This is a genomic window from Rheinheimera riviphila, assembly GCF_004005945.1.
GTDB lineage: Bacteria > Pseudomonadota > Gammaproteobacteria > Enterobacterales > Alteromonadaceae > Pararheinheimera > Pararheinheimera riviphila.
The window spans coordinates 14,586-34,172 of the sequence record NZ_SACS01000027.1 but is presented as its reverse complement, the minus strand read 5'-3'; the positions used below and the strand labels follow the sequence as shown (position 1 = coordinate 34,172).

18 protein-coding genes are annotated in these 19,587 nt (G+C 51.4%); 1 reads left to right on the top strand and 17 read right to left on the bottom strand.

What is annotated here, in order from left to right; genetic code table 11:
* Positions 1-5: 5 nt before the first annotated feature.
* Positions 6-962 carry a M23 family metallopeptidase gene (locus EOE67_RS18315; RefSeq protein WP_127700777.1) on the bottom strand — a complete coding sequence of 319 codons (957 nt, stop codon included), beginning with the start codon at positions 960-962 and terminating at the stop codon, positions 6-8.
* A gap of 29 nt (positions 963-991) precedes the next feature.
* Here EOE67_RS18315 and EOE67_RS18310 point away from each other — a divergent pair, with 29 nt between their 5' ends.
* On the top strand, positions 992-1,468 hold the full coding sequence (locus tag EOE67_RS18310; RefSeq protein WP_127700776.1) for a DciA family protein: 477 nt from the start codon (positions 992-994) through the stop codon (positions 1,466-1,468).
* A 249-nt stretch (positions 1,469-1,717) separates the two neighbouring features.
* Here the strand turns inward: EOE67_RS18310 and lpxC are convergent, their stop codons facing one another.
* From lpxC to mraZ, 16 genes are all read right to left on the bottom strand, one after another.
* Positions 1,718-2,629 (bottom strand): UDP-3-O-acyl-N-acetylglucosamine deacetylase, encoded by a 912-nt coding sequence (gene lpxC, locus EOE67_RS18305; protein WP_127700775.1) that lies wholly within the window; start codon positions 2,627-2,629, stop codon positions 1,718-1,720.
* A 134-nt stretch (positions 2,630-2,763) separates the two neighbouring features.
* Positions 2,764-3,981 carry a cell division protein FtsZ gene (ftsZ, locus tag EOE67_RS18300; RefSeq protein WP_127700774.1) on the bottom strand — a complete coding sequence of 406 codons (1,218 nt, stop codon included), beginning with the start codon at positions 3,979-3,981 and terminating at the stop codon, positions 2,764-2,766.
* 97 nt (positions 3,982-4,078) lie between these two features.
* On the bottom strand, positions 4,079-5,314 hold the full coding sequence (gene ftsA, locus EOE67_RS18295; RefSeq protein ID WP_127700773.1) for a cell division protein FtsA: 1,236 nt from the start codon (positions 5,312-5,314) through the stop codon (positions 4,079-4,081).
* Positions 5,311-6,075, bottom strand: a complete 765-nt coding sequence (locus EOE67_RS18290) for a cell division protein FtsQ/DivIB (protein ID WP_127700772.1) — start codon at positions 6,073-6,075, stop codon at positions 5,311-5,313. The genes ftsA and EOE67_RS18290 overlap by 4 nt, the downstream gene beginning before the upstream one ends.
* A complete protein-coding gene (locus EOE67_RS18285; protein WP_127700771.1) occupies positions 6,075-6,986 on the bottom strand; it encodes a D-alanine--D-alanine ligase in 912 nt (303 codons plus the stop codon). Before EOE67_RS18285 ends, EOE67_RS18290 begins: the two co-directional genes overlap by 1 nt.
* A complete protein-coding gene (gene murC / locus EOE67_RS18280) occupies positions 6,976-8,460 on the bottom strand; it encodes a UDP-N-acetylmuramate--L-alanine ligase (RefSeq protein ID WP_127700770.1) in 1,485 nt (494 codons plus the stop codon). Before murC ends, EOE67_RS18285 begins: the two co-directional genes overlap by 11 nt.
* Positions 8,461-8,470: 10 nt before the next feature.
* Positions 8,471-9,559 carry an undecaprenyldiphospho-muramoylpentapeptide beta-N-acetylglucosaminyltransferase gene (gene murG / locus EOE67_RS18275; RefSeq protein ID WP_127700769.1) on the bottom strand — a complete coding sequence of 363 codons (1,089 nt, stop codon included), beginning with the start codon at positions 9,557-9,559 and terminating at the stop codon, positions 8,471-8,473.
* Positions 9,552-10,751, bottom strand: coding sequence for a putative lipid II flippase FtsW (gene ftsW, locus EOE67_RS18270; RefSeq protein WP_127700768.1), 1,200 nt, complete (start codon positions 10,749-10,751; stop codon positions 9,552-9,554). The genes murG and ftsW overlap by 8 nt, the downstream gene beginning before the upstream one ends.
* Positions 10,748-12,097, bottom strand: coding sequence for a UDP-N-acetylmuramoyl-L-alanine--D-glutamate ligase (gene murD, locus EOE67_RS18265; protein ID WP_127700767.1), 1,350 nt, complete (start codon positions 12,095-12,097; stop codon positions 10,748-10,750). The genes ftsW and murD overlap by 4 nt, the downstream gene beginning before the upstream one ends.
* A gap of 13 nt (positions 12,098-12,110) precedes the next feature.
* The gene (gene mraY / locus EOE67_RS18260) at positions 12,111-13,193 is read right to left on the bottom strand and encodes a phospho-N-acetylmuramoyl-pentapeptide-transferase (RefSeq protein ID WP_127700766.1); all 1,083 of its coding nucleotides are present in this window, start codon (positions 13,191-13,193) and stop codon (positions 12,111-12,113) included.
* The gene (locus EOE67_RS18255) at positions 13,187-14,569 is read right to left on the bottom strand and encodes a UDP-N-acetylmuramoyl-tripeptide--D-alanyl-D-alanine ligase (protein WP_127700765.1); all 1,383 of its coding nucleotides are present in this window, start codon (positions 14,567-14,569) and stop codon (positions 13,187-13,189) included. The genes mraY and EOE67_RS18255 overlap by 7 nt, the downstream gene beginning before the upstream one ends.
* On the bottom strand, positions 14,566-16,092 hold the full coding sequence (locus EOE67_RS18250) for a UDP-N-acetylmuramoyl-L-alanyl-D-glutamate--2,6-diaminopimelate ligase (protein WP_127700764.1): 1,527 nt from the start codon (positions 16,090-16,092) through the stop codon (positions 14,566-14,568). Before EOE67_RS18250 ends, EOE67_RS18255 begins: the two co-directional genes overlap by 4 nt.
* A complete protein-coding gene (locus EOE67_RS18245) occupies positions 16,082-17,815 on the bottom strand; it encodes a penicillin-binding transpeptidase domain-containing protein (protein ID WP_127700763.1) in 1,734 nt (577 codons plus the stop codon). Before EOE67_RS18245 ends, EOE67_RS18250 begins: the two co-directional genes overlap by 11 nt.
* Positions 17,812-18,120, bottom strand: coding sequence for a cell division protein FtsL (ftsL, locus tag EOE67_RS18240; RefSeq protein ID WP_068062141.1), 309 nt, complete (start codon positions 18,118-18,120; stop codon positions 17,812-17,814). The genes EOE67_RS18245 and ftsL overlap by 4 nt, the downstream gene beginning before the upstream one ends.
* The gene (gene rsmH / locus EOE67_RS18235; RefSeq protein WP_127700762.1) at positions 18,117-19,058 is read right to left on the bottom strand and encodes a 16S rRNA (cytosine(1402)-N(4))-methyltransferase RsmH; all 942 of its coding nucleotides are present in this window, start codon (positions 19,056-19,058) and stop codon (positions 18,117-18,119) included. The genes ftsL and rsmH overlap by 4 nt, the downstream gene beginning before the upstream one ends.
* The gene (gene mraZ / locus EOE67_RS18230; RefSeq protein WP_068062147.1) at positions 19,058-19,528 is read right to left on the bottom strand and encodes a division/cell wall cluster transcriptional repressor MraZ; all 471 of its coding nucleotides are present in this window, start codon (positions 19,526-19,528) and stop codon (positions 19,058-19,060) included. Before mraZ ends, rsmH begins: the two co-directional genes overlap by 1 nt.
* Between the last annotated feature and the right edge of the window lie 59 nt (positions 19,529-19,587).

Here is a 19,587-nt window from a genome sequence, read left to right as displayed (position 1 = left end):
CCACTTTATTGTTGAGACTGGCGCGCAGTCCTGGCAGAGCCATATAAGTTTTTCGTCCGACGATTCACAAACAACATCGGGTCTATTTGCTGACCATCTTTTAACACTTCGTAATGCACATGTGGTCCGGTCGAACGACCGGTATTCCCCAAAGTTGCGATTTGCTGGCCTTTGCTGACCAGACTGCCAATCTCGGTATTCACCGTTTTGGCATGTCCATACCGGCTACGGTAGCCATCGGCATGTTCAATTTCAACCATTAAGCCATAACCAAAACGCTCGCCAGCCCAGGTAACGATGCCACCGGCGGTAGCATAAACCGGATCGCCTTCATCACCCGCGAAATCGACACCTTTATGCACCGCAGGACGGCCGCTGAACGGGTCGTTGCGAACACCAAAACCTGACGACAGATAACCACTTTTTACCGGCCGACCAGACAGCTGACTGTTATTACCAATATTGTGATTCAGATCCAAAGATTCAAGTAAGGCAAAGCGGGTTTGTTCAGATTGCAGATTTTGTTCAAGGTCAGTCAGCTGCAGCAGCACATGATTCAGCTCAGCCAGACTAATTTCAGTGGGGGTTTGTGCTGGTCCGCCAATGGCCGGTGCGGCATGTAGATCAAATTCATCCAGCGATAAATTAGCTGCATCAATCAGGCGCTCGCCCACCATATTTAAGCGGTTGACCTGCGCTTGTAACGACGCCACTTTGGCCGTGAGCGCGGCAATCTGGTGCTCTGCCCGCAAGCGGATGGCTTCGACTTGCGCCGCATCCACTGTTGGATTTGCTGAAAGTGGCAACACTTGCTGGCTGGCATCAGTCCATAACCGGCCTGCCGCAGCCCCTAAACCCATCGCAATACAGAACAACAATACCGCGGTCACCGCCCATTGCCGGGGAGTGGCCCCAAAGCTATGGCTGCGATGTTGCTCGCGATAAAAAACTGGTAGACTCATGGGACCTCAGTTTCTGGTTGTTGTGAGTTATGGCCCGCTATACACGCAAACCTGTCGACGTCACTGCGTTGTTGCAACAAAACACTTCACAGAGTTGGTTGCAAGGCATGCAGCAGACAGAAATAGTGCGTCAACTTAATACCGAATTAATCCGGATCCTGCAACTGGAAAAACCATATTTCTGCAAGGTCAGCCGCATCCAGGCTGGCCGGGTACAAATTTTGTGCGGTTCTGCCGCTTGGGCCACCCGCATTAAAATGCAAAGAGCGGCCATTCTAGACAATTTCCGCCAAAAAATCTTGCCTGATTTGGCCGGTCTGGATATCGACCTGACCCCTAACTCTGATCTGAGTTATCAACAAGCGCAGAATCAAACCACAGCCGCGGTGCAACGACAGATGTCAGAGCAAGCCGGCGCTTATTTACTGGCCGCGGCCGAAGGCGCCGATCCCCAGCTTGCTGCCAGCTTAAAACGCTTGGCGGCATCGGCGGGCAAAAAGCCATAGTTCATTCGTTTATACCCAAAATCATTGAAGATTCGGGTAGGCGACAAGTGAGTGAGACCCCAGGAGCATAGTTGTCCTATGTGACTGGGGCGAGCGAGCGAAGGCAACAACCCCGCATCTTCAAGGATGACGGGTATATCAGTGAGCCCTAGCCGTACTGCCGATGGTCGCGTGACAAAATCCAAATCTTCATAAAAACAAAAAGGCCAGAGTAGCGGACCTCTGGCCTTTTGCGTTTTATGCGATTATCTAAGCAAGCTGTGGCGCCAGATAAGAAATTGGCAACTGTGCTGGTTTGTCAAAGGTGACAAATTCCCAGTTTTCCTGGTCGGCCAAGACCGCGTTTAACAGCTGGTTATTTAAGGCATGGCCAGTTTTGTAAGACTTAAACTCGCCGAGGATGCTGTAACCGGCCATATATAAGTCACCGATTGCATCCAAAATTTTGTGTTTGATAAATTCGTCGTCGTACCGCAGACCATCCTGATTTAATACCCGGAACTCGTCCAGCACCACGGCGTTGTCAAAACTGCCACCTAACGCCAGGTTATTGGCACGCAGATATTCAATATCCTGCAGAAAACCAAAGGTACGGGCACGGCTGATATCTTTAATAAACCGGGCAGCAGAGAAATCAAGTTTCATCCGTTGTTTGGTCTCTGAAATGACCGGATGGTCAAAGTCGATGGCAAAATCAATGCGAAAACCGTGATGCGGCTTAAATTCAGCCCACTTGTCACCGTCTTCAACCCGCACTGTTTTTTTAATTTTGATGAATTTTTTCGCCAGTTTTTGTTCGCTGACGCCTGCTTCCAGCAGCAGGTACACAAATGGATTGGCACTGCCATCCATAATTGGGATTTCGGCGGCATCTACTTCAACCAACAGGTTGTCGATGCCAAGGCCAGCCACTGCAGCCATTAAATGTTCGGTGGTGGATAACCGCACGCCATTTGGGTTGATTAAACAGGTACACATCACGGTATCACCTACCAATTCCGGTGATACTTTAAAATCTACCACTGGATCCAGGTCAACACGACGAAACACAATACCTGTGTTGTCAGGTGCAGGCCGGAGAGTTAGCGTAACCTTCTCACCCTTGTGCAAACCCACTCCGATAGAGCTGATAGATTTACTGATAGTACGTTGTTTAATCATCTTTTCTCGTCCTGTTCAATATTTGAACAAACCCAAACGGCGGCGAAGCATAGCATATGTTAACAACCTTGCCAATGCCCGGGTCACAGCCCCGATATCACAACCCTGCGGGCAGAAAAGTCTCGGTATGGAGACTAGTCTGCTTGTTTACGCAGGAACGCCGGAATATCAAAAATATCGATATTGGCTTTATTATCTGCCTGTGGCTTGCTTTGTGCCGTCTCAACCGGCGCCATCGCAGGCATCGCTTCACGCATTTCACGCGCGGCGTTACCGGCATTGCCATAGACAGTGCCCGCATTGCCATAAACGCTGGCTGAATGGCTGTTGTACTGCGCACGCACCGGTTCAGCAGCACGGTGATGGCCATGCACCAGGCTGATGTCTGGCTTGCGCTCAGCACCAATACCGGTGGCAACGACTGTCACCCGCAGTTCGTCTGACATCTCAGGATCGATCACCGCACCTACAACAACGGTGGCGTTTTCAGAAGCAAAAGCTTTCACCGCATTACCAACGATTTCAAACTCTTCGATGGTTAAATCCAAACCAGCAGTAATGTTGACCAGAATGCCTTTGGCACCTGATAAATCGATATCTTCCAGTAACGGGCTGGAAATCGCTTGTTCAGCAGCTTCTTCCGCGCGATCCGGACCTGAAGCACGACCGGTACCCATCATTGCGGTACCCATTTCTGACATCACGGTACGCACGTCGGCGAAGTCGACGTTAATCAGACCAGGGCGGGTGATCAGCTCCGCAATACCCTGCACTGCGCCTAACAATACGTTGTTGGCTGCTTTGAACGCATCAAGCAGGCTGGTACCTTTGCCCAATACTTTTAATAATTTGTCGTTTGGAATGGTGATCAAAGAGTCGACATGTTTGGACAGCTCAGCAATACCTTCGTCGGCGTAGTTAGAACGTTTTTTGCCTTCAAAAGGAAATGGCTTGGTCACAACAGCAACCGTCAGAATGCCTAATTCACGAGCGACCTGCGCCACAATTGGCGCCGCACCGGTACCCGTACCACCGCCCATACCGGCAGCGATAAAGACCATGTCAGCACCCATAATGGTCTTTTTGATGGTGTCGCGGTCTTCTTCCGCCGAGCGGCGACCGACTTCCGGATTGGCACCGGCACCTAAACCTTTGGTGACGTTGGCACCTAACTGCAAAGTGACGTGGGCCGATGAATTACGCAGCGCCTGCGCATCGGTATTGGCAGCGATAAACTCGACGCCTTCGATGTTGTTGGCCACCATATATTCAACAGCGTTGCCGCCGCCACCACCAACACCGACCACTTTAATGACAGCTTCTTCGCTGTGGTTTTCCATTAACTCAAACATAGCTCTCTCTCCGTTTTTATACGCTAATCCCCGTTATCCTTGAAACCTCAGCTCTGTTAACCAACTGATTTTTCAAAACTCCGGGTGACTCTCTCTCTTAAAATTCGCCTTTAAACCAGCTGGTGACTTTTCGCAGTAATCCACCGACTGATTCCCGTGCTGCGCCTGCCTTTTTCTGCTGCTGCCGCACATCTTTGCCGTACAATAACAGACCTACCACGCTGGCATAGGCCGGATCCTGTACATATTCTGCTAAACCTTTTAATTTGGTCGGGAAACCTAACCGGACCGGCATCTGGAAAATATCTTCGGCGAACTCGATGGCACCTTCCATTTTGGCAGTACCACCGGTCAACACCACACCAGCGGCGATTTGTTCTTCCAGACCACTGGCACGCACTTCTTCCAGCACCAGTTCAAATAATTCCTGATAACGTGGTTCCACCACTTCGGCCAGCGTGTGCCGCGACATACTGCGCGCCGGACGACCGCCAACACTGGGCACTTCAATACTTTCTTCTTTACCGACCATGCTCCGAAGTGCACAGGCGTACTGAATTTTAATCTCTTCGGCGTGGCCAATTGGCGTGCGGAAGATTTTGGCGATATCGCTGGTGACCTGATTACCAGCCACCGGGATCACCGCGGTGTGGCGCAGTGCACCATTGGTATAGATAGAAATGTCGATGGTGCCACCGCCCATATCCACCACACAGACGCCCAACTCTTTTTCGTCGTCGGTCAGCACCGCATAACTCGATGCCAACGAACTGAAGATCAGTTGGTCAACCTGCAGCCCACAACGTTCAACACATTTTTCGATGTTTTTCGCCATGTCGTTGGCGCAGGTGATGATATGCGCTTTGGCTTCCATCCGCACACCGGACATGCCAATCGGGCTTTTGATGCCTTCTTGCATATCCACCGAAAATTCTTGTGGCAACACATGCAATAACCGCCGTTCAGCCGAAATGGGCACTGATTTAGCGGCGTGGATCACGTTCGCCACATCTTCGGCGGTGACTTCGGTGTCGTTAATTGGCACCATGCCACTTTCGTTCTGACAACGAATATGCTTACCGGTAATGCCTAAATACACCGACGATACCCGGCAATCGGCCATCAGCTCGGCTTCATCGATGGCACGTTGTACCGCCTGCACCACCAGATTTAAATCATTAACGCCGCCTTTATCCATGCCACGGGCGATATGGGTACCAACGCCAACAATGCTCAGCTGATTGTCTGCAGTAATTTCGCCCACCAGCGCTTTGATCTGCGAAGTGCCGATATCTAAACCAACGATCAGTTCCCGATCTAACGACTTGGTCATGCTTTTCTCTTTTCTAATTGCACTGGCGCTGGGGCGAAACGAACCGCCAGACCGGTGTCATACCGTAAGTCGACCTGCTCGATCGCTTCGGGTTTATGTTTACTGATAGAAGGGTACAAATCGATAAACCGCTGTACCCGTTTGAGCGTGTCTTCACGCCCCAATTTTAATTCGATGCCATTGCTGAGCTTTAATTGCCAGGCGAAGCGATCAGATACCGATAAACTTGCTGCTTCAAACTGGTGCAATGTTAACAGGCTTTGAACTCGACTGAACATGGTCAGGGCATCCTGCTCGCTGCCTTTTGGGCCGGCCAGTTGCGGTAATTTAGCATTCAGCTGTGCAATGGGTGCTTTAAACACCTCACCTCTTTGGTTCAGCAAATATTCTAAATTCCAAATCGCCACCGGACTGTGCTCCGTCACCACAACCACCAGCGTATCAGGCCATTGTTTGCGCACGGCTACCTGATATACCCAGGGTTGTTGCTGCAGGAACTGCTGCACCTGATCAACGTTCACCTTAAAGTAATTTCCGACAAATTCCTGCTGCAAAGTACGATGGAGTTTTGTTGGTTGAATATGCCCAAAGTCCCCGTACAGCTTCACTTGGCGGATTGGTGCATTTTGTTGATCCTGCACCCAGACCACAACCCGACTGACAAACCAGATCACTAAACATAACGACAGCAGAAAAAACAGCACCCCACCGACAAAAGCCGGGGTGAATGGTGTTTTTTGCTTGCTGCGTACTATCGTCATCAGCTTTGCTCTAACACTTTACGAACCAGTTGCTCGAAGCTGTAACCGGCGGCTTTAGCCGCCATCGGCACCAGCGATTTTTCGGTCATGCCCGGTACTGTGTTCACTTCTAACAGGTAAAAATTGCCTGCTTCATCCATCATTGCATCCACCCGGCCCCAAACTTTAGCGTCCACTGCTTTAAATGCAGCGACAGCGGCCTGTTGCAGCAATAACGTTTGCTCAGCGCTTAACGGCGCCGGACACAGATATTCAGTGCTGTTCGATTGATACTTGGCTTCGTAGTCATAAAAAGCGCGTGGTGTACGCATTTCAATCACCGGTAACGCCTGGCCGTCGAGCATCGACACGGTAAATTCCCGGCCCTGGATCCACTGCTCGACCAATACTGCTGCATCATATTGGAACGCCAGTTCCAGCGCGGCTTTTAATTCATCGCCGTTGGTGGCGACGCTCATGCCAATGCTGGAACCTTCGTTGGCCGGTTTCACCATCACTTTGCCATTAAGCTGGGTTATCACAGCATCGTGGTCGATGGCTTCGCCTTTCACTGCCACTACAAAGGGCGCTGTTGGCAAGCCATGGGCGCTGAACAGAAACTTACACCGGATTTTATCCATCGAAAGCGCCGACCCCAGCACACCGCTACCGGTATAAGGGAAACCAGCCAGTTGCAGCGCGCCTTGCATGGTACCGTCTTCACCACCACGACCGTGTAACACAATAAATACCCGCTCAAATCCAAGGGCTTTCAGCTGGGTTAAATCCTGTTCTTTCGGGTCAAAAGCGTGGGCATCGATGCCTTGATTTTGTAACGCTTTGAGTACCGCCGCGCCTGATTTTAATGACACTTCGCGCTCGGCTGAAGTACCACCGAACATCACGGCGACTTTGCCAAAATTACTGCTCATTTTGGGTCCTTGTATTTAATTCAGGCTTTAACTCAGCCTTTAATCCGGCTTTTAATAACGAAATCTGAAGTTGTTGTGCCGCCAGTTGTTTAGCCAGCGCACCAATATTGCCGGCGCCTTGCGTCAACAGCACATCACCGTCCTGTAATACGTCAGCCAGCGCGGCAGCTAAATCGGCCGGTTGCGCTACATAAATCGGGTCCAACTGACCACGGGCGCGAATGCTGCGGCATAAACTGCGGCTGTCCGCTCCGGCAATCGGCGCTTCGCCGGCGCTGTATACTTCCAGCAGCAGCAAGGTGTCGACGGTGGACAGTACCTGGGCGAAATCTTCGTATAAATCACGGGTTCTGGTGTAACGGTGTGGCTGATACGCCATCACTAACCGGCGCTCTGGCCAGGCGTTACGCGCAGCGGCGACAGTGGCAGCGACTTCAGTTGGATGATGACCATAATCATCGACCAGCAGCACTTTGCCGCGGCCGGTGTCAAATTCACCATATTGCTGAAAACGCCGGCCGATGCCTTCGAATTTGGCAAAAGCACTTAAAATAGCCGATTCAGCAATACCTTCATCGCTGGCAATGGCAAAAGCTGCGGTGGCGTTTAAGGCGTTGTGCCGACCGGCCAGATTGAGCGAAACCTGACGGCTGTGGCCGGTTGGGTCAGTAATTACAAAAGCGGTTTGGGTACCGGCCTGGCTGAAATCACTGATGCGATAATCGGCATCGTCGCTAAAACCGTAGGTCAGCACAGTGCGGCCAATTTGTGGAATAAGCTCACGCACCACCGGATCGTCAATACACACCACCACCACGCCGTAAAATGGCAGGTTATGGCAGAATTCGAGGTAGGTGCTTTTCATTTTTTCAAAATCGCCCTGATAGGTTTCCATATGATCAGGTTCGATATTGGTAATGATGGCGGCCATTGGTTGCAGATGCAGGAACGAAGCGTCGCTTTCATCAGCTTCGGCAATCAGGTAACGGCCTGCACCGAGCCTAGCGTTGGTACCGGCGGAATTGAGTAAACCACCGATCACAAAAGTTGGGTCGGTGTTGGCTTCGCCGAAAATAGACGCTACCAAGCTAGTGGTCGTGGTTTTACCATGCGTACCTGCGATGGCGATACCATGGCGAAACCGCATCAGTTCGGCCAGCATTTGCGCCCGGCGAACTACAGGAATGCGTTGCTCAAGTGCAGCCGCGATTTCCGGGTTTTCGGCTTTAATCGCGCTGGAAACTACGACGACGCTGGCGCCTTTGATATTTTCGGCGGCATGGCCAAAACAGACTTCAGCACCTAATGAGGTCAGGCGTTCAACCACCGGATTAAGACCTAAATCAGATCCAGAGACTTTGTAACCTTCGTTCAGCAGCACTTCGGCAATACCGCCCATGCCAGCCCCGCCAATACCGACAAAGTGGATGCGTTCCACCCGGCGCATGGCGATTTTTTCCTGGGGCCTGGTCATTGTATTCATATTATTTCAACCCTATCACATGTCGACAAACCGCCACGACCTGTTCGGCCGCGTCGTCGATGGCACAAGAACGTGCCCGTTGTGCCATGTGCGCAAGCGGCGTTTTATCAAGCAACCAGCTTTGCAGCAGCGACACTAACTTCTCATTATTTAAATCTATTTGCGGCCACAACATAGCAGCGCCTTGTTGTACCAGCCAGTTGGCATTCGCCGTCTGGTGATCGTCAATTGCACTTGGCAGTGGCACAAAGATGGCAGCAACACCGACACAAGCCACTTCGCTGACGGTTAAAGCGCCAGCACGGCAGATCACAACATCAGCCCAGCGGTAGGATTCCGCCATATTTTCAATAAAAGCAGTCACTTCCACTTGCAGCGATGCCGGCGCGTCCGCGTAACTTTGTTGCACTTGCGTTAACATCGCCTGGCCGGTCTGATGCTTGACCTGAACAGGCCCACAAGCCGCGACCTGCTTCAGCTGCGCCGGTAAAATATCATTCAGTGGTTTAGCGCCTAAACTACCACCGACGATCAAAATATTTAAGCCTTTACTGAAATTAATCTCAGTTTTTAGCCCAATTAACTCACTGCGTACCGGATTTCCCAACACTTGCCGCTGCGATAGACTGCTAAACGCCGTTGGGAACGCCACCATCACCCGCTGCGCCAATTTCGCCAGCAATTTGTTGGTGGTCCCAGCCACCGCATTTTGTTCATGGATAAGTAGCGGAATGCCTTTCATCCAGGCGGCAAATCCACCTGGGCCGCTGGCGTAACCGCCAAACCCCAGCACCAATTGTGGTTGTACCTGCTGAATCACTTTGCGCGCCTGGCAAATTGAACGCCATAACATCAACGGCGCACTCCATAGTGCTTTGATACTTTTGCCACGCAAACCACCGACCTGAATGGCGTGAAAATGCCAGCCAAAACCAGGGACTAATTTCGCTTCCATCCGATCGGCAGTGCCAAGCCAGTGAATGGTCCAGCCTTGTGCATGCAATAACTTCGCGACCGCCTGCGCCGGGAAAATATGGCCACCGGTGCCGCCCGCCATAATTAAAGCAGTAGGTCCATTGCTATTAATCATGCGGACCTCCGCTAATGGCATGTTTGCCTTTGAGGCGCACTTCAAAATCAATCCGCAGAATAATGGCCGCGGCAATCAGCATTAAAATCAGACTACTACCGCCAGAGCTGACAAATGGCAGCGTCAGACCTTTGGTCGGCAACACGCCGGTAGCTACACCAACGTTCACGAACGTCTGACAACCAATCCAGATCGCCAGCGCATACGCCAGAAAACCGTGAAAACTTAAACCTTTTTGCAGCGCCCTTTTGCCAATCCACAAGGCGCGGACAAACAGCAAAAACAGCAGCGACATCACCATCATCACGCCAAACAACCCGGTTTCTTCGGCAATCACCGCCAAAATAAAGTCGGTGTGTGCCTCGGGCAAATACTCAAGCTTTTGCACCGAATTGCCTAAGCCTTGGCCAAACCAACCACCGCGGCCAAACGCCATTAAAGATTGGGTCAGCTGATAACCACTACCAAAAGGGTCGGCCCAGGGATCGAGAAAAGACGTTACCCGCCGCCAGCGGTATTCGCTGTAAATAATCAGCACTGCAATCGACATCAAACCGGTAAAAATCAGCCCGAAAAATTGCCACAGCTTAGCGCCAGCTAAAAATAGCAGCACCACGCTGGTGCCGAACATCACGATCACTGTGCCTAAATCCGGTTGCATCAGCAGCAGCACAGCAAAGGCAAACAGGATAAACAGCGGCTTTAAGAAACCTTTTAAGTTTTCCCGTACTTCGTCGTGGCGACGCACCAGATAACTGGATAAATAGACAAAAAAGAATAACTTAGCCGGTTCTGCCGTTTGAATACCAATAGGCCCGAGATACAACCAACGGGTACTGCCATTGACGTTTCGACCGACCGCCAGCACTGCAATCAAGCCCAGTAAACCAACCACCAGCAGCAATAAATTGGTGTTATGCCACCATTGGATTGGAATATTGAGCACGGCATAAGCCAGCGATAAACCAATCAACATGTAGATGCCGTGACGAATACTAAAATGCAGTGGGTTATCAAACAACCGTTCCGCCACCGGTACTGACGCACTGGTGACCATCACAAAACCAACGCACAACAGCAATACTACTAAGGTGAAGAAAAACCGGTCGTAGCTAATACCATCTTCGGCTTGCCACCAATGGGCGATATCATCGCCGATATTGCTCAACCAATTCAGTGCCAGTTGCTTCATACCAGCACCTTCTGCACCAGCTCGGCGAATAACCGGCCCCGCTCTTCGTAATTTTTAAACATGTCGAGGCTGGCGCAGGCAGGTGATAACAACACTAAATCGCCGGTTTTCGCCAAGCCTGTAGCAACTTTCACCGCCGCCGCTAAATCCGCTACTTCTATGGAACCCGGCACCAATGCAGCAATGGCCGGACCATCTTTGCCAAGGGTGATCAGCACATCCACCTGCGCCTTTAACACCGCAGCAAGTTCAGTAAAATCAGCGCCTTTGCCATCACCGCCGGCAATTAAAATCAGTTTACCGGGAACATCAGAGCGCAATCCGGCAATCGCCGCTAAAGTGGCGCCAACATTGGTGGCTTTAGAATCATTGATAAAACGGATGCCGTTTTGATTGGCGACCAAAGTGCAACGATGTGGCAAACTTTGATAAGTGCGAAGCGCCGACGCTACGCCTTCGCGACTAGCGCCAGCCGCCAGCGCTAACGCTGCCGCTGCTAACGCATTAAATTGGTTATGTTTACCAACCAACGACATTTCTGCCACTGGCAATAGCGGCGTACCAGCCACTTGTAACCAGCGCTCGCCTTTCACTTCAACCACGCCATAATCGCTGCCGGTTAAGCTCAGCGCCTGTTGTTGCTGCAGCTGCCGTGGCTGAGAGTGAGGCTGATGTTGAGGTATAGTCAGCGCATCGTCAGCGTTATAAACCGCCAACGCCGCATGCTGAAAAATCCGTTGTTTGGCGGCAGCATAAGCCGCCATCGAGCCATGCCGGTCCAGATGATCTTCGGTCACATTCAGATTACAGGCCGCGACTAAACGCAGGTTATAGGTGGTATCCAGCTGAAAACTCGACAGCTCCAACACATACACTTCAGTCTCAGTTTCGGCCAGCGCGTCCAGCACCGGCAAACCAATATTACCGGCCGCCAGCGCTTTGATGCCACTTTGCTCCAGCATATAAGTCGCTAAAGTGGTGACGGTCGATTTACCATTGGAGCCGGTAATGCCCAGCACTGGTTTTTGATTCACTAAAGCAAATAATTCAACATCACCAATCAGTTGCGTGCCCTGCGCTGCGGCAAAACGAATGGCGGGATGCGATAAATCAAGACCAGGGCTCACCAAAATCACATCCATCTTCGCCAAGCGGTTGGCATCGAGTTCACCTAAATAAATGCCATCGACTTTTTCCGCGGGCACAGCGTCTAGGCCACTGACTTTTAACCTGGTATCCATCAGCGTTGGTTTCACACCTTGTTTCAGCAAAAAGCGCACCGTGGCCAGACCCGACAGGCCTAACCCCAATACAGCTACTTTTTTGCCCTGAAACAACTTCGTCATGCCATGCACCTGATTAACGCAGTTTTAAGGTCGCAAGACCTACTAACACAAAAATGATCGATAAAATCCAGAAGCGCACGATGACCCGTGGCTCCGGCCAGCCTTTTAATTCATAGTGGTGGTGAATGGGTGCCATCCGGAAGATCCGCTGGCCACGCAGTTTGTATGAACCCACCTGCAGAATGACCGACAGCGTTTCGATCACAAAAATGCCGCCCATAATAATCAGCACGATTTCCTGGCGTACCAGCACCGCAATCACGCCCAGAATGGCGCCCAGCGCTAACGAGCCAACATCGCCCATAAACACTTGCGCCGGATAGGTGTTAAACCATAAAAAGCCCAGCCCGGCGCCGACAATGCTGGCACAGACCACCACCAATTCGGAGGTGAGCGGTAAATGCGGAATATGCAGATAACTGGCGAACACCACGTTACCACTGACGTAAGCGATAATGGCAAACGCCATCGCTACCATAATGGTGGGTACGATTGCCAAACCATCTAAACCATCGGTCAGGTTGACGGCGTTACTAAAACCCACCATTACAAAATAAGTGGTGACCAGGAAAAACAGGCCCAGTTGCGGCAACACGTCTTTCATAAAAGGCACAATCAGGCTGGTTTCAGCCGGACGGTCCGAAGTGGCGTACAGGAAAAAGGCGGTGATAATGGCAAACACCGACTGCCAGAAGTATTTCCAGCGCGCGATCAGGCCTTTGGGGTCTTTGCGGATCACTTTGCGGTAATCGTCGACAAAGCCAATCCAGCCGTAGCTGACCAGCACAAACAACACCACCCAGACGTATTTGTTGGATAAATCGGCCCACAGCAGCGTACTGACGGCAATCGATCCTAAAATTAGCAACCCGCCCATGGTCGGAGTGCCTTTTTTAGAGAAATGGCTTTGCGGACCATCATCACGCACGGTCTGACCAATTTGCAGCTTTTGCAAAGCGGCAATCAGTTTTGGGCCGAAATACAGGCTTAAGAATAACGCTGTCAGAATGCCCAAAATGGATCTGAAGGTTAAGTAACTAAATACGTTAAACGCATTGATATATTGAGTGAGATACTCGGCTAACCAAACTAACATGCGCTTGTCTCCTGCTGACATCTTTCTAGCAAGTCCTGGACAACTAACTCCATCTTGGCGCTGCGTGAGCCTTTCACCAGAATGGACACTTCGGTATTGAGATTTAAAAACGGCGTTAACTTCGTCACCAGCTGCTGACGCGAACTAAAATGCGCACCCTGGGCATGAAATTGCTCGCTGGCGTTCTGAGATAACACGCCGAGCGTGAACAGCTGATTAATTCCGGCCTGTTTGGCATGGATGCCCACTTCTTCATGGTACAACCGCGCGTCCGGGCCTAATTCGCCCATATCACCCAGCACTAAAATGCGGGTGCCGGTATAAGACGCCAATAAATCCGTCGCGGCTTTCACCGATTCCGAATTGGCATTGTAGGTATCATCAATAATCCGCAGATTTTCGCGTGGTTGATGCACGTTGATCCGGCCTTTCACCGGCTTCATTGCCGCGAGACCTAACTGCACATCGGTCATGTTGGCACCAAGGGCCAGGGTTGCGGCCGCCGCCGCCAGCGCATTGCTGACATTGTGTTTGCCCGGCAGCACCAACTGAATAAAACGCTGACCATAAGGCGTGTGCATATTAAAACCGGCACAACCCTGGCTATCGAGCATAATATTTTCCGCATAAAAATCAGCGTTTTGCTGCTCCATGCTAAAAGTGTGCACTTTCAGATGGGTTAACCGCTGTAACCAATAACTATGAAATTCACTGTCCAGCGGCACTATTGCCAGGCCGTTCGATGATAAACCGGTATAAATTTCACCTTTGGCCCGCGCGACCCCAAACAAATCGCCAAAACCTTCCAGGTGTGCTGCGGCAACATTGGTGATCATCGCCACATCAGGTTTGACTAAAGAAGTGGTATAGGCAATTTCGCCCAGGTGGTTAGCACCAAGCTCCATCACCGCATATTGATGGTCTGGTTCCAGCCGCAATAACGTCAGCGGTACGCCGATTTCATTATTAAAGTTGCCGGCGGTGGCCAGCACGTTGCCAATGCGCGACATAATAGCCGCCATCATTTCTTTGACGGTGGTTTTGCCAACACTGCCGGTCACTGCCACCGCTTTTGGCGCCAGTCTGGCTTTCACCAACGCGCCTAACTGGCCAAGTGCCAATTTAGTATCGGCAACAAGCAGTTGTGGCACCGTGCAATCAGCCACTTCGTGCTCCACCACCACGGCGATTGCGCCTTTGGCAACCACGTCAGCGATAAAATGGTGCGCATCGAAATTTGGACCTTTTAACGCAATAAACAAATCACCGGCACTGACTTGCCGGCTGTCAGTACTGACACCTGAAATCGCCAGATCAGCACCCTGTAAACGGGCGCCTAACGCAGGAGCAATTTCAGCTAAATGAAGGCTGATCATCGGCACATCTCCGCCAATAAACTATTGATAAATTTACGTTCGTCGTAATCCCGCACTGTGGAACCAATCACCTGATAAGACTCATGACCTTTACCGGCGACCAAAATCATATCGCCGGCATGCGCTTCAATCAGCGCCAGCTTAATGGCAGACTCTCGGTCAGTTTCAATTTGGCAGTTGGCGCCGGTCACCATACCAGCGGCAATATCATTGCAGATATCGATCACAGCTTCAGTGCGGGGGTTGTCGGCGGTAATGATAACATGATCTGCGTATTGTTCGGCTATGCGTCCCATCACCGGACGTTTTGCTTTATCCCGATCACCACCACAACCAAACACACACCAGAGCCGGCCACGACTTTGCTGGCGCAGCGCGACTAAACTTTGTTGCAGCGCATCCGGCGTGTGGGCGTAATCGATCACCACACTGATCTCATCCGGAAATTGCAATTGCTCCATCCGGCCCGGCACGGCCACAAGGCGCGATACCGCTTTGATGATATCGCTCAAACCATGTCCAAGCAGCAACTGGGCGCCCATCGCTGCCAACACGTTTTGCACATTAAATTCGGCCAGCAGCGGAATATGCAGCTGGAAATGACCTAAATGACTATGCAACTGACAGCGAAAACCATGGCCATCGGTTTGTAGCTGGTCATAACCAAGATAACGGGTAAAACCCTGACAATCGGCCAATCGGCCGTAAGCCAGTGTTTGCAACGGCGTACTGGCAGCGAGTTTTTTACCGTATTCATCGGAGACGTTAATCACCGCTGCTTTGGCCAGTTCTGGCTGGAATAACATGGCTTTGGCTTCAAAATACGCCTGCATGGTGCCGTGATAATCCAGATGGTCGTGGCTTAAATTGGTAAACACCGCCACCGCAAAATCTAAACCGGCCACCCGTTCTTGCACCAGCGCATGCGACGATACTTCCATCGCCACTAACTGGCAGCCCGCCGCGCGCATCCCGGAGAATATTTTATGTAAATCAACTAGATGTGGTGTGGTGTTTTGTAGTGGTGTGAAAGTTGGAAATTCGCCAAACCCCAAGGTGCCGATCACCGCCGCGCGCTCGCCGAGTAACCGGCTAAGCTGATTCACAAAAATCGCGGTGCTGGATTTACCATTGGTGCCGGTAATGCCAACCAGTTTTAACTGACTGGCCGCTTCCAGGTAAAAGCGGCTGACCACAGCCGGCAGTACAGCAGCCAGATCTGGCCACAACAACACCCGCGGATCGTACTGCAAATCGTTTTGCGCTGGCAGTAGCTGATCGGTGATCACCAAGGCTGCACCTTGTTGCAAGGCGGCGTGGATAAACTGATTGCCGTGACAGGTGATGCCCGGTAACGCTAGAAAAATATCACCATCTTTCAACTGCTTGCTGTTAATGCACAGCTGCGCCCCCGGTAAAATTTCTGGCCGGTTTTCTAACGCACAAAGCGACTGTCCTTCGACAGTCGCTTTAAACGGGGATAACCATGCTTCGAGTCGGGGTTCGAGTCGGTTAACCTGCATCTGGACCTCCGGTCACTTTTGAGATGCGGCTGTCATTGCCGTCAGGGGGCAGGTTGAGGAGCTGCATCGCAGCCCCCATCACTGCGCTGAACACCGGCGCGGCTACCTCACCGCCACCGTAATAGTCGCCGCTAGGTTCATTGATAATGACCACACAGGCCAGTCGTGGCTGAGAAATCGGGCCAATACCAGCAAAGGATCCGATATAATCACTGCCATAACCACCGGCAATGGCTTTTTGCGCAGTACCTGTTTTACCGCCAACACGATAACCTGCTACTTTAGCGCGGGTGCCGGTGCCACGTTTTTCAGTGACCGCTTCTAACATTTCGACCATCGCATCGGCATTATGTTCGGCAACAACACGCTCACCCGGTGGTGGATTGTCAGTTTTTAAAATGGTCAAAGGCCGCACTGTACCGCCATTAGCAATGGCTGCATAAATCCGCGCCAACTGTACAGCGGTGACGGATAAACCATAACCAAAGGATAAAGTGGCACGTTCATGCTCCGACCAACGCGCGCGTTCACGCAGCTGACCAGCACTTTCGCCTAATAAACCAAGGCCGGTATCTTCAGCCAAACCCATGTCGTAATACATTTTTAGCAAATCTTCGTGTGGCATATTCAGTGCTAACCGCGTCACACCGATGTTACTGGAACGGCGGATAATGCCTTTTAAATCCAGATCGCCATTGCCGGTGACGTCCACTACACGACCACCGCCGACCCGGATCGGGCCATGTCCGGTTGGAATAATGGTATTCAAGTCCGCAGTGCCATTTTCCAGTGCCGCCAGAACTGGCAGAGGTTTAATGGTAGAGCCTGGCTCAAAAGTATCGGTAATAGCGCGGTTGCGGAAGCGATGCACCGCAGTGCCTTTTTTATTGTTCGGGTTATAAGAAGGGCTGTTGACCATCGCCAACACTTCACCGGTATGCACATCAACCAGCACGATAGAGCCAGAAGTTGCGCCATAGGTCAGCACGGCTTTTTTCAGTTCACGATAGGCCACCGCCTGAATGCGCTGGTCGATACTCAGCTGCAAATTACGCGATTGAGTGGCATCAGTTTGTTCCAACACTTCAATTTCGCGACCTTTGGCGTCTTTGCGGATGACTTTGCGGCCATCAATACCTTTTAGCTGTTGATCAAACTGCCGCTCCACGCCTTCAACACCGTGATCATCAACGTTGGTGAAACCTAAAATATGCGCTGCCACTTCACCGGCCGGATAATAGCGACGGGATTCCTGTTTAAAATAAATGCCGGGTACTTTTAATTTGCGGATGTAATCGACAGTCGCCGGACTGGCGTGCCGTTGCAAATAGACATAACGCTTTTTCGGATCGGTGGCGATTTTTTTAGTCAGTTGCTCCGGGGTAATTTGCAACATTTCTGCCAGCGCATGCCAACGACGATTATCCCCTTTGGCATTGGCTTGCATTACCACTTTCGAATCGGCATACACAGACTCGACCGGCACACTGACGGCCAGCTCTTCGCCGTTGCGGTCTAAAATCATGCCACGCAGCACTTCGTCCGATTTCACCCGCAGCGAACGCAAGTCACCTTGTTCCACCAGCATATCCGGCTCGACCACTTGTAAATAAGCAGCACGGGCAACCAAACCAAAAAATACCGTCGACAACGACAGCACCACAAAGGCAAAGCGCCAGCTGATCACGGTTGGGTGTTTACGGTTTTTCGCTTGTCTGCTCATGGCTCATCCACCACTATATCCTGCTGCCCGGTTGGTCGAACCATCTGGAGTTGCAACTGGGCAATCTCCTCAACCCGGCTGTGTTCAGACAAAGCCCGTTGTTCTACCAGTAAATTGCGCCATTCCATTTCTAAAGCGTCGCGTTGTTGGAATAATTTGTCTTGTTGGATGGTCAGCTGTCGGTTCTGGTGGGTAAATTCCACCACCGCCATCGCCGACAACACCAGCATCACTAACACCACAAACAGCAGCTTATGGTTGCCAATGTCTTGTAAAATCAGTTTGTTGAGTTTGATGCTACTCATAACGGATTCTTCTGTGCGATGCGCAGCACGGCACTACGAGCCCGTGGATTTTGCTCCAGCTCAGCATCCGACGGCATAATGGCTTTGCCCACCAACGCCAGTGGCAAATGCCGTTTCAGTTGCGCTTCGGTCAGCGGCAAACCTTTTGGCACGGCCGGAGGTTTGCTGTGCAACCGCATAAACTGTTTCACCATCCGATCTTCCAGCGAATGAAAGCTGATCACCGCTAGCCGACCACCAGGTTTTAATACCGCGAGCGCAGCGTCTAAAGCGGTTTTGACCTGCTCCAGTTCGCTGTTGATATAAATGCGGATCGCCTGAAAACTGCGGGTCGCCGGGTGTTTTTTCTCTTTAAAACTTTTTGGTGCCGTGGCTGCAATGAGTGCTGCAAGTTGGCTGGTGCGGGTCAACGGTGACTCAGCACGGGTGTTAACGATGGCATTGGCGATTTTCCAGGCGAATTTTTCTTCGCCGTATTCGCGCAGCACAAAAGTAATGTGTTCGACATCGGCTTTCGCCAGCCACTCAGCGGCGGAAATACCAGAGGTTGGATCCATCCGCATATCCAACGGACCATCACGCATAAAGCTAAAACCACGTTCAGCGTCATCCAGTTGCGGTGACGACACGCCAAGATCCAGCAAAATGCCGTCGATCTGGCCGCTGATCCCTTGCTCAGTTGCAACATTGCCCAGTTCAGCAAAAGCGGTGTGGCTGATATGAAAACGGCTGTCAGATGCAAATTCTTCCGCAGATTTAATTGCTTGTGGATCACGATCAATGGCGAACAATCGGCCAGCGGTATCGAGCTTGCTCAGAATGACCCGGCTATGCCCTCCCCTGCCAAAAGTACCATCAAGGTAAATTCCGCCGGGCTGAATGTTGAGGCCGTCGATTGCTTCGTTCAGCAAGACGGAAATGTGTGCTTGCTGCGTCATTACAATGAAAGATCCTGTAGTCGTTCTGAAAGTTCGGCGTCGCCGGCGATGGCCATTTCTTTTTCGGTGGCCATGTCTTCGGCAACCCGTTGATGCCAGGTCTCTTCGTCCCAGATCTCAAATTTGTTCAATTGGCCGACAAGGCGCAGGCTTTTGCTCAGGTGAGCATGCTCGCGCAAGGTGGCTGGTAATAAAATACGGCCGTTTTTGTCCATGTCGCAATCGGTGGCATGGCCCAATAACAACCGTTTCAGGCGTTGTTCCTGCGGGTTAAAGCTGGACAGCCTTTTCAATTTTTCTTCGATTTCTTCCCACTCGGTCAGCGGGTACAACAACAGGCAAGGATCTTTGTGATCAATGGTGCAGATCAGCGCGCCGCCAGTTTCAGACAACAGGCTATCGCGGTAACGCGTTGGAAGCGTCAACCGGCCCTTGTCATCCAGGCTTAGAGCAAATGATCCACGAAACATGTTGATCCCATTTTGTTGTATTGACGATCCAGTGCGAATGATCCAGTAAGACTGATCCG

Excerpts from the sequence above, each read along its gene's own strand:
- EOE67_RS18315 (WP_127700777.1), bottom strand. The coding sequence starts at position 962 with ATGAGTCTACCAGTTTTTTATCGCGAGCAACATCGCAGCCATAGCTTT.
- EOE67_RS18310 (WP_127700776.1), top strand. The coding sequence starts at position 992 with ATGGCCCGCTATACACGCAAACCTGTCGACGTCACTGCGTTGTTGCAA.
- lpxC (WP_127700775.1), bottom strand. The coding sequence starts at position 2,629 with ATGATTAAACAACGTACTATCAGTAAATCTATCAGCTCTATCGGAGTG.
- ftsZ (WP_127700774.1), bottom strand. The coding sequence starts at position 3,981 with ATGTTTGAGTTAATGGAAAACCACAGCGAAGAAGCTGTCATTAAAGTG.
- ftsA (WP_127700773.1), bottom strand. The coding sequence starts at position 5,314 with ATGACCAAGTCGTTAGATCGGGAACTGATCGTTGGTTTAGATATCGGC.
- EOE67_RS18290 (WP_127700772.1), bottom strand. The coding sequence starts at position 6,075 with ATGACGATAGTACGCAGCAAGCAAAAAACACCATTCACCCCGGCTTTT.
- EOE67_RS18285 (WP_127700771.1), bottom strand. The coding sequence starts at position 6,986 with ATGAGCAGTAATTTTGGCAAAGTCGCCGTGATGTTCGGTGGTACTTCA.
- murC (WP_127700770.1), bottom strand. The coding sequence starts at position 8,460 with ATGACCAGGCCCCAGGAAAAAATCGCCATGCGCCGGGTGGAACGCATC.
- murG (WP_127700769.1), bottom strand. The coding sequence starts at position 9,559 with ATGATTAATAGCAATGGACCTACTGCTTTAATTATGGCGGGCGGCACC.
- ftsW (WP_127700768.1), bottom strand. The coding sequence starts at position 10,751 with ATGAAGCAACTGGCACTGAATTGGTTGAGCAATATCGGCGATGATATC.
- murD (WP_127700767.1), bottom strand. The coding sequence starts at position 12,097 with ATGACGAAGTTGTTTCAGGGCAAAAAAGTAGCTGTATTGGGGTTAGGC.
- mraY (WP_127700766.1), bottom strand. The coding sequence starts at position 13,193 with ATGTTAGTTTGGTTAGCCGAGTATCTCACTCAATATATCAATGCGTTT.
- EOE67_RS18255 (WP_127700765.1), bottom strand. The coding sequence starts at position 14,569 with ATGATCAGCCTTCATTTAGCTGAAATTGCTCCTGCGTTAGGCGCCCGT.
- EOE67_RS18250 (WP_127700764.1), bottom strand. The coding sequence starts at position 16,092 with ATGCAGGTTAACCGACTCGAACCCCGACTCGAAGCATGGTTATCCCCG.
- EOE67_RS18245 (WP_127700763.1), bottom strand. The coding sequence starts at position 17,815 with ATGAGCAGACAAGCGAAAAACCGTAAACACCCAACCGTGATCAGCTGG.
- ftsL (WP_068062141.1), bottom strand. The coding sequence starts at position 18,120 with ATGAGTAGCATCAAACTCAACAAACTGATTTTACAAGACATTGGCAAC.
- rsmH (WP_127700762.1), bottom strand. The coding sequence starts at position 19,058 with ATGACGCAGCAAGCACACATTTCCGTCTTGCTGAACGAAGCAATCGAC.
- mraZ (WP_068062147.1), bottom strand. The coding sequence starts at position 19,528 with ATGTTTCGTGGATCATTTGCTCTAAGCCTGGATGACAAGGGCCGGTTG.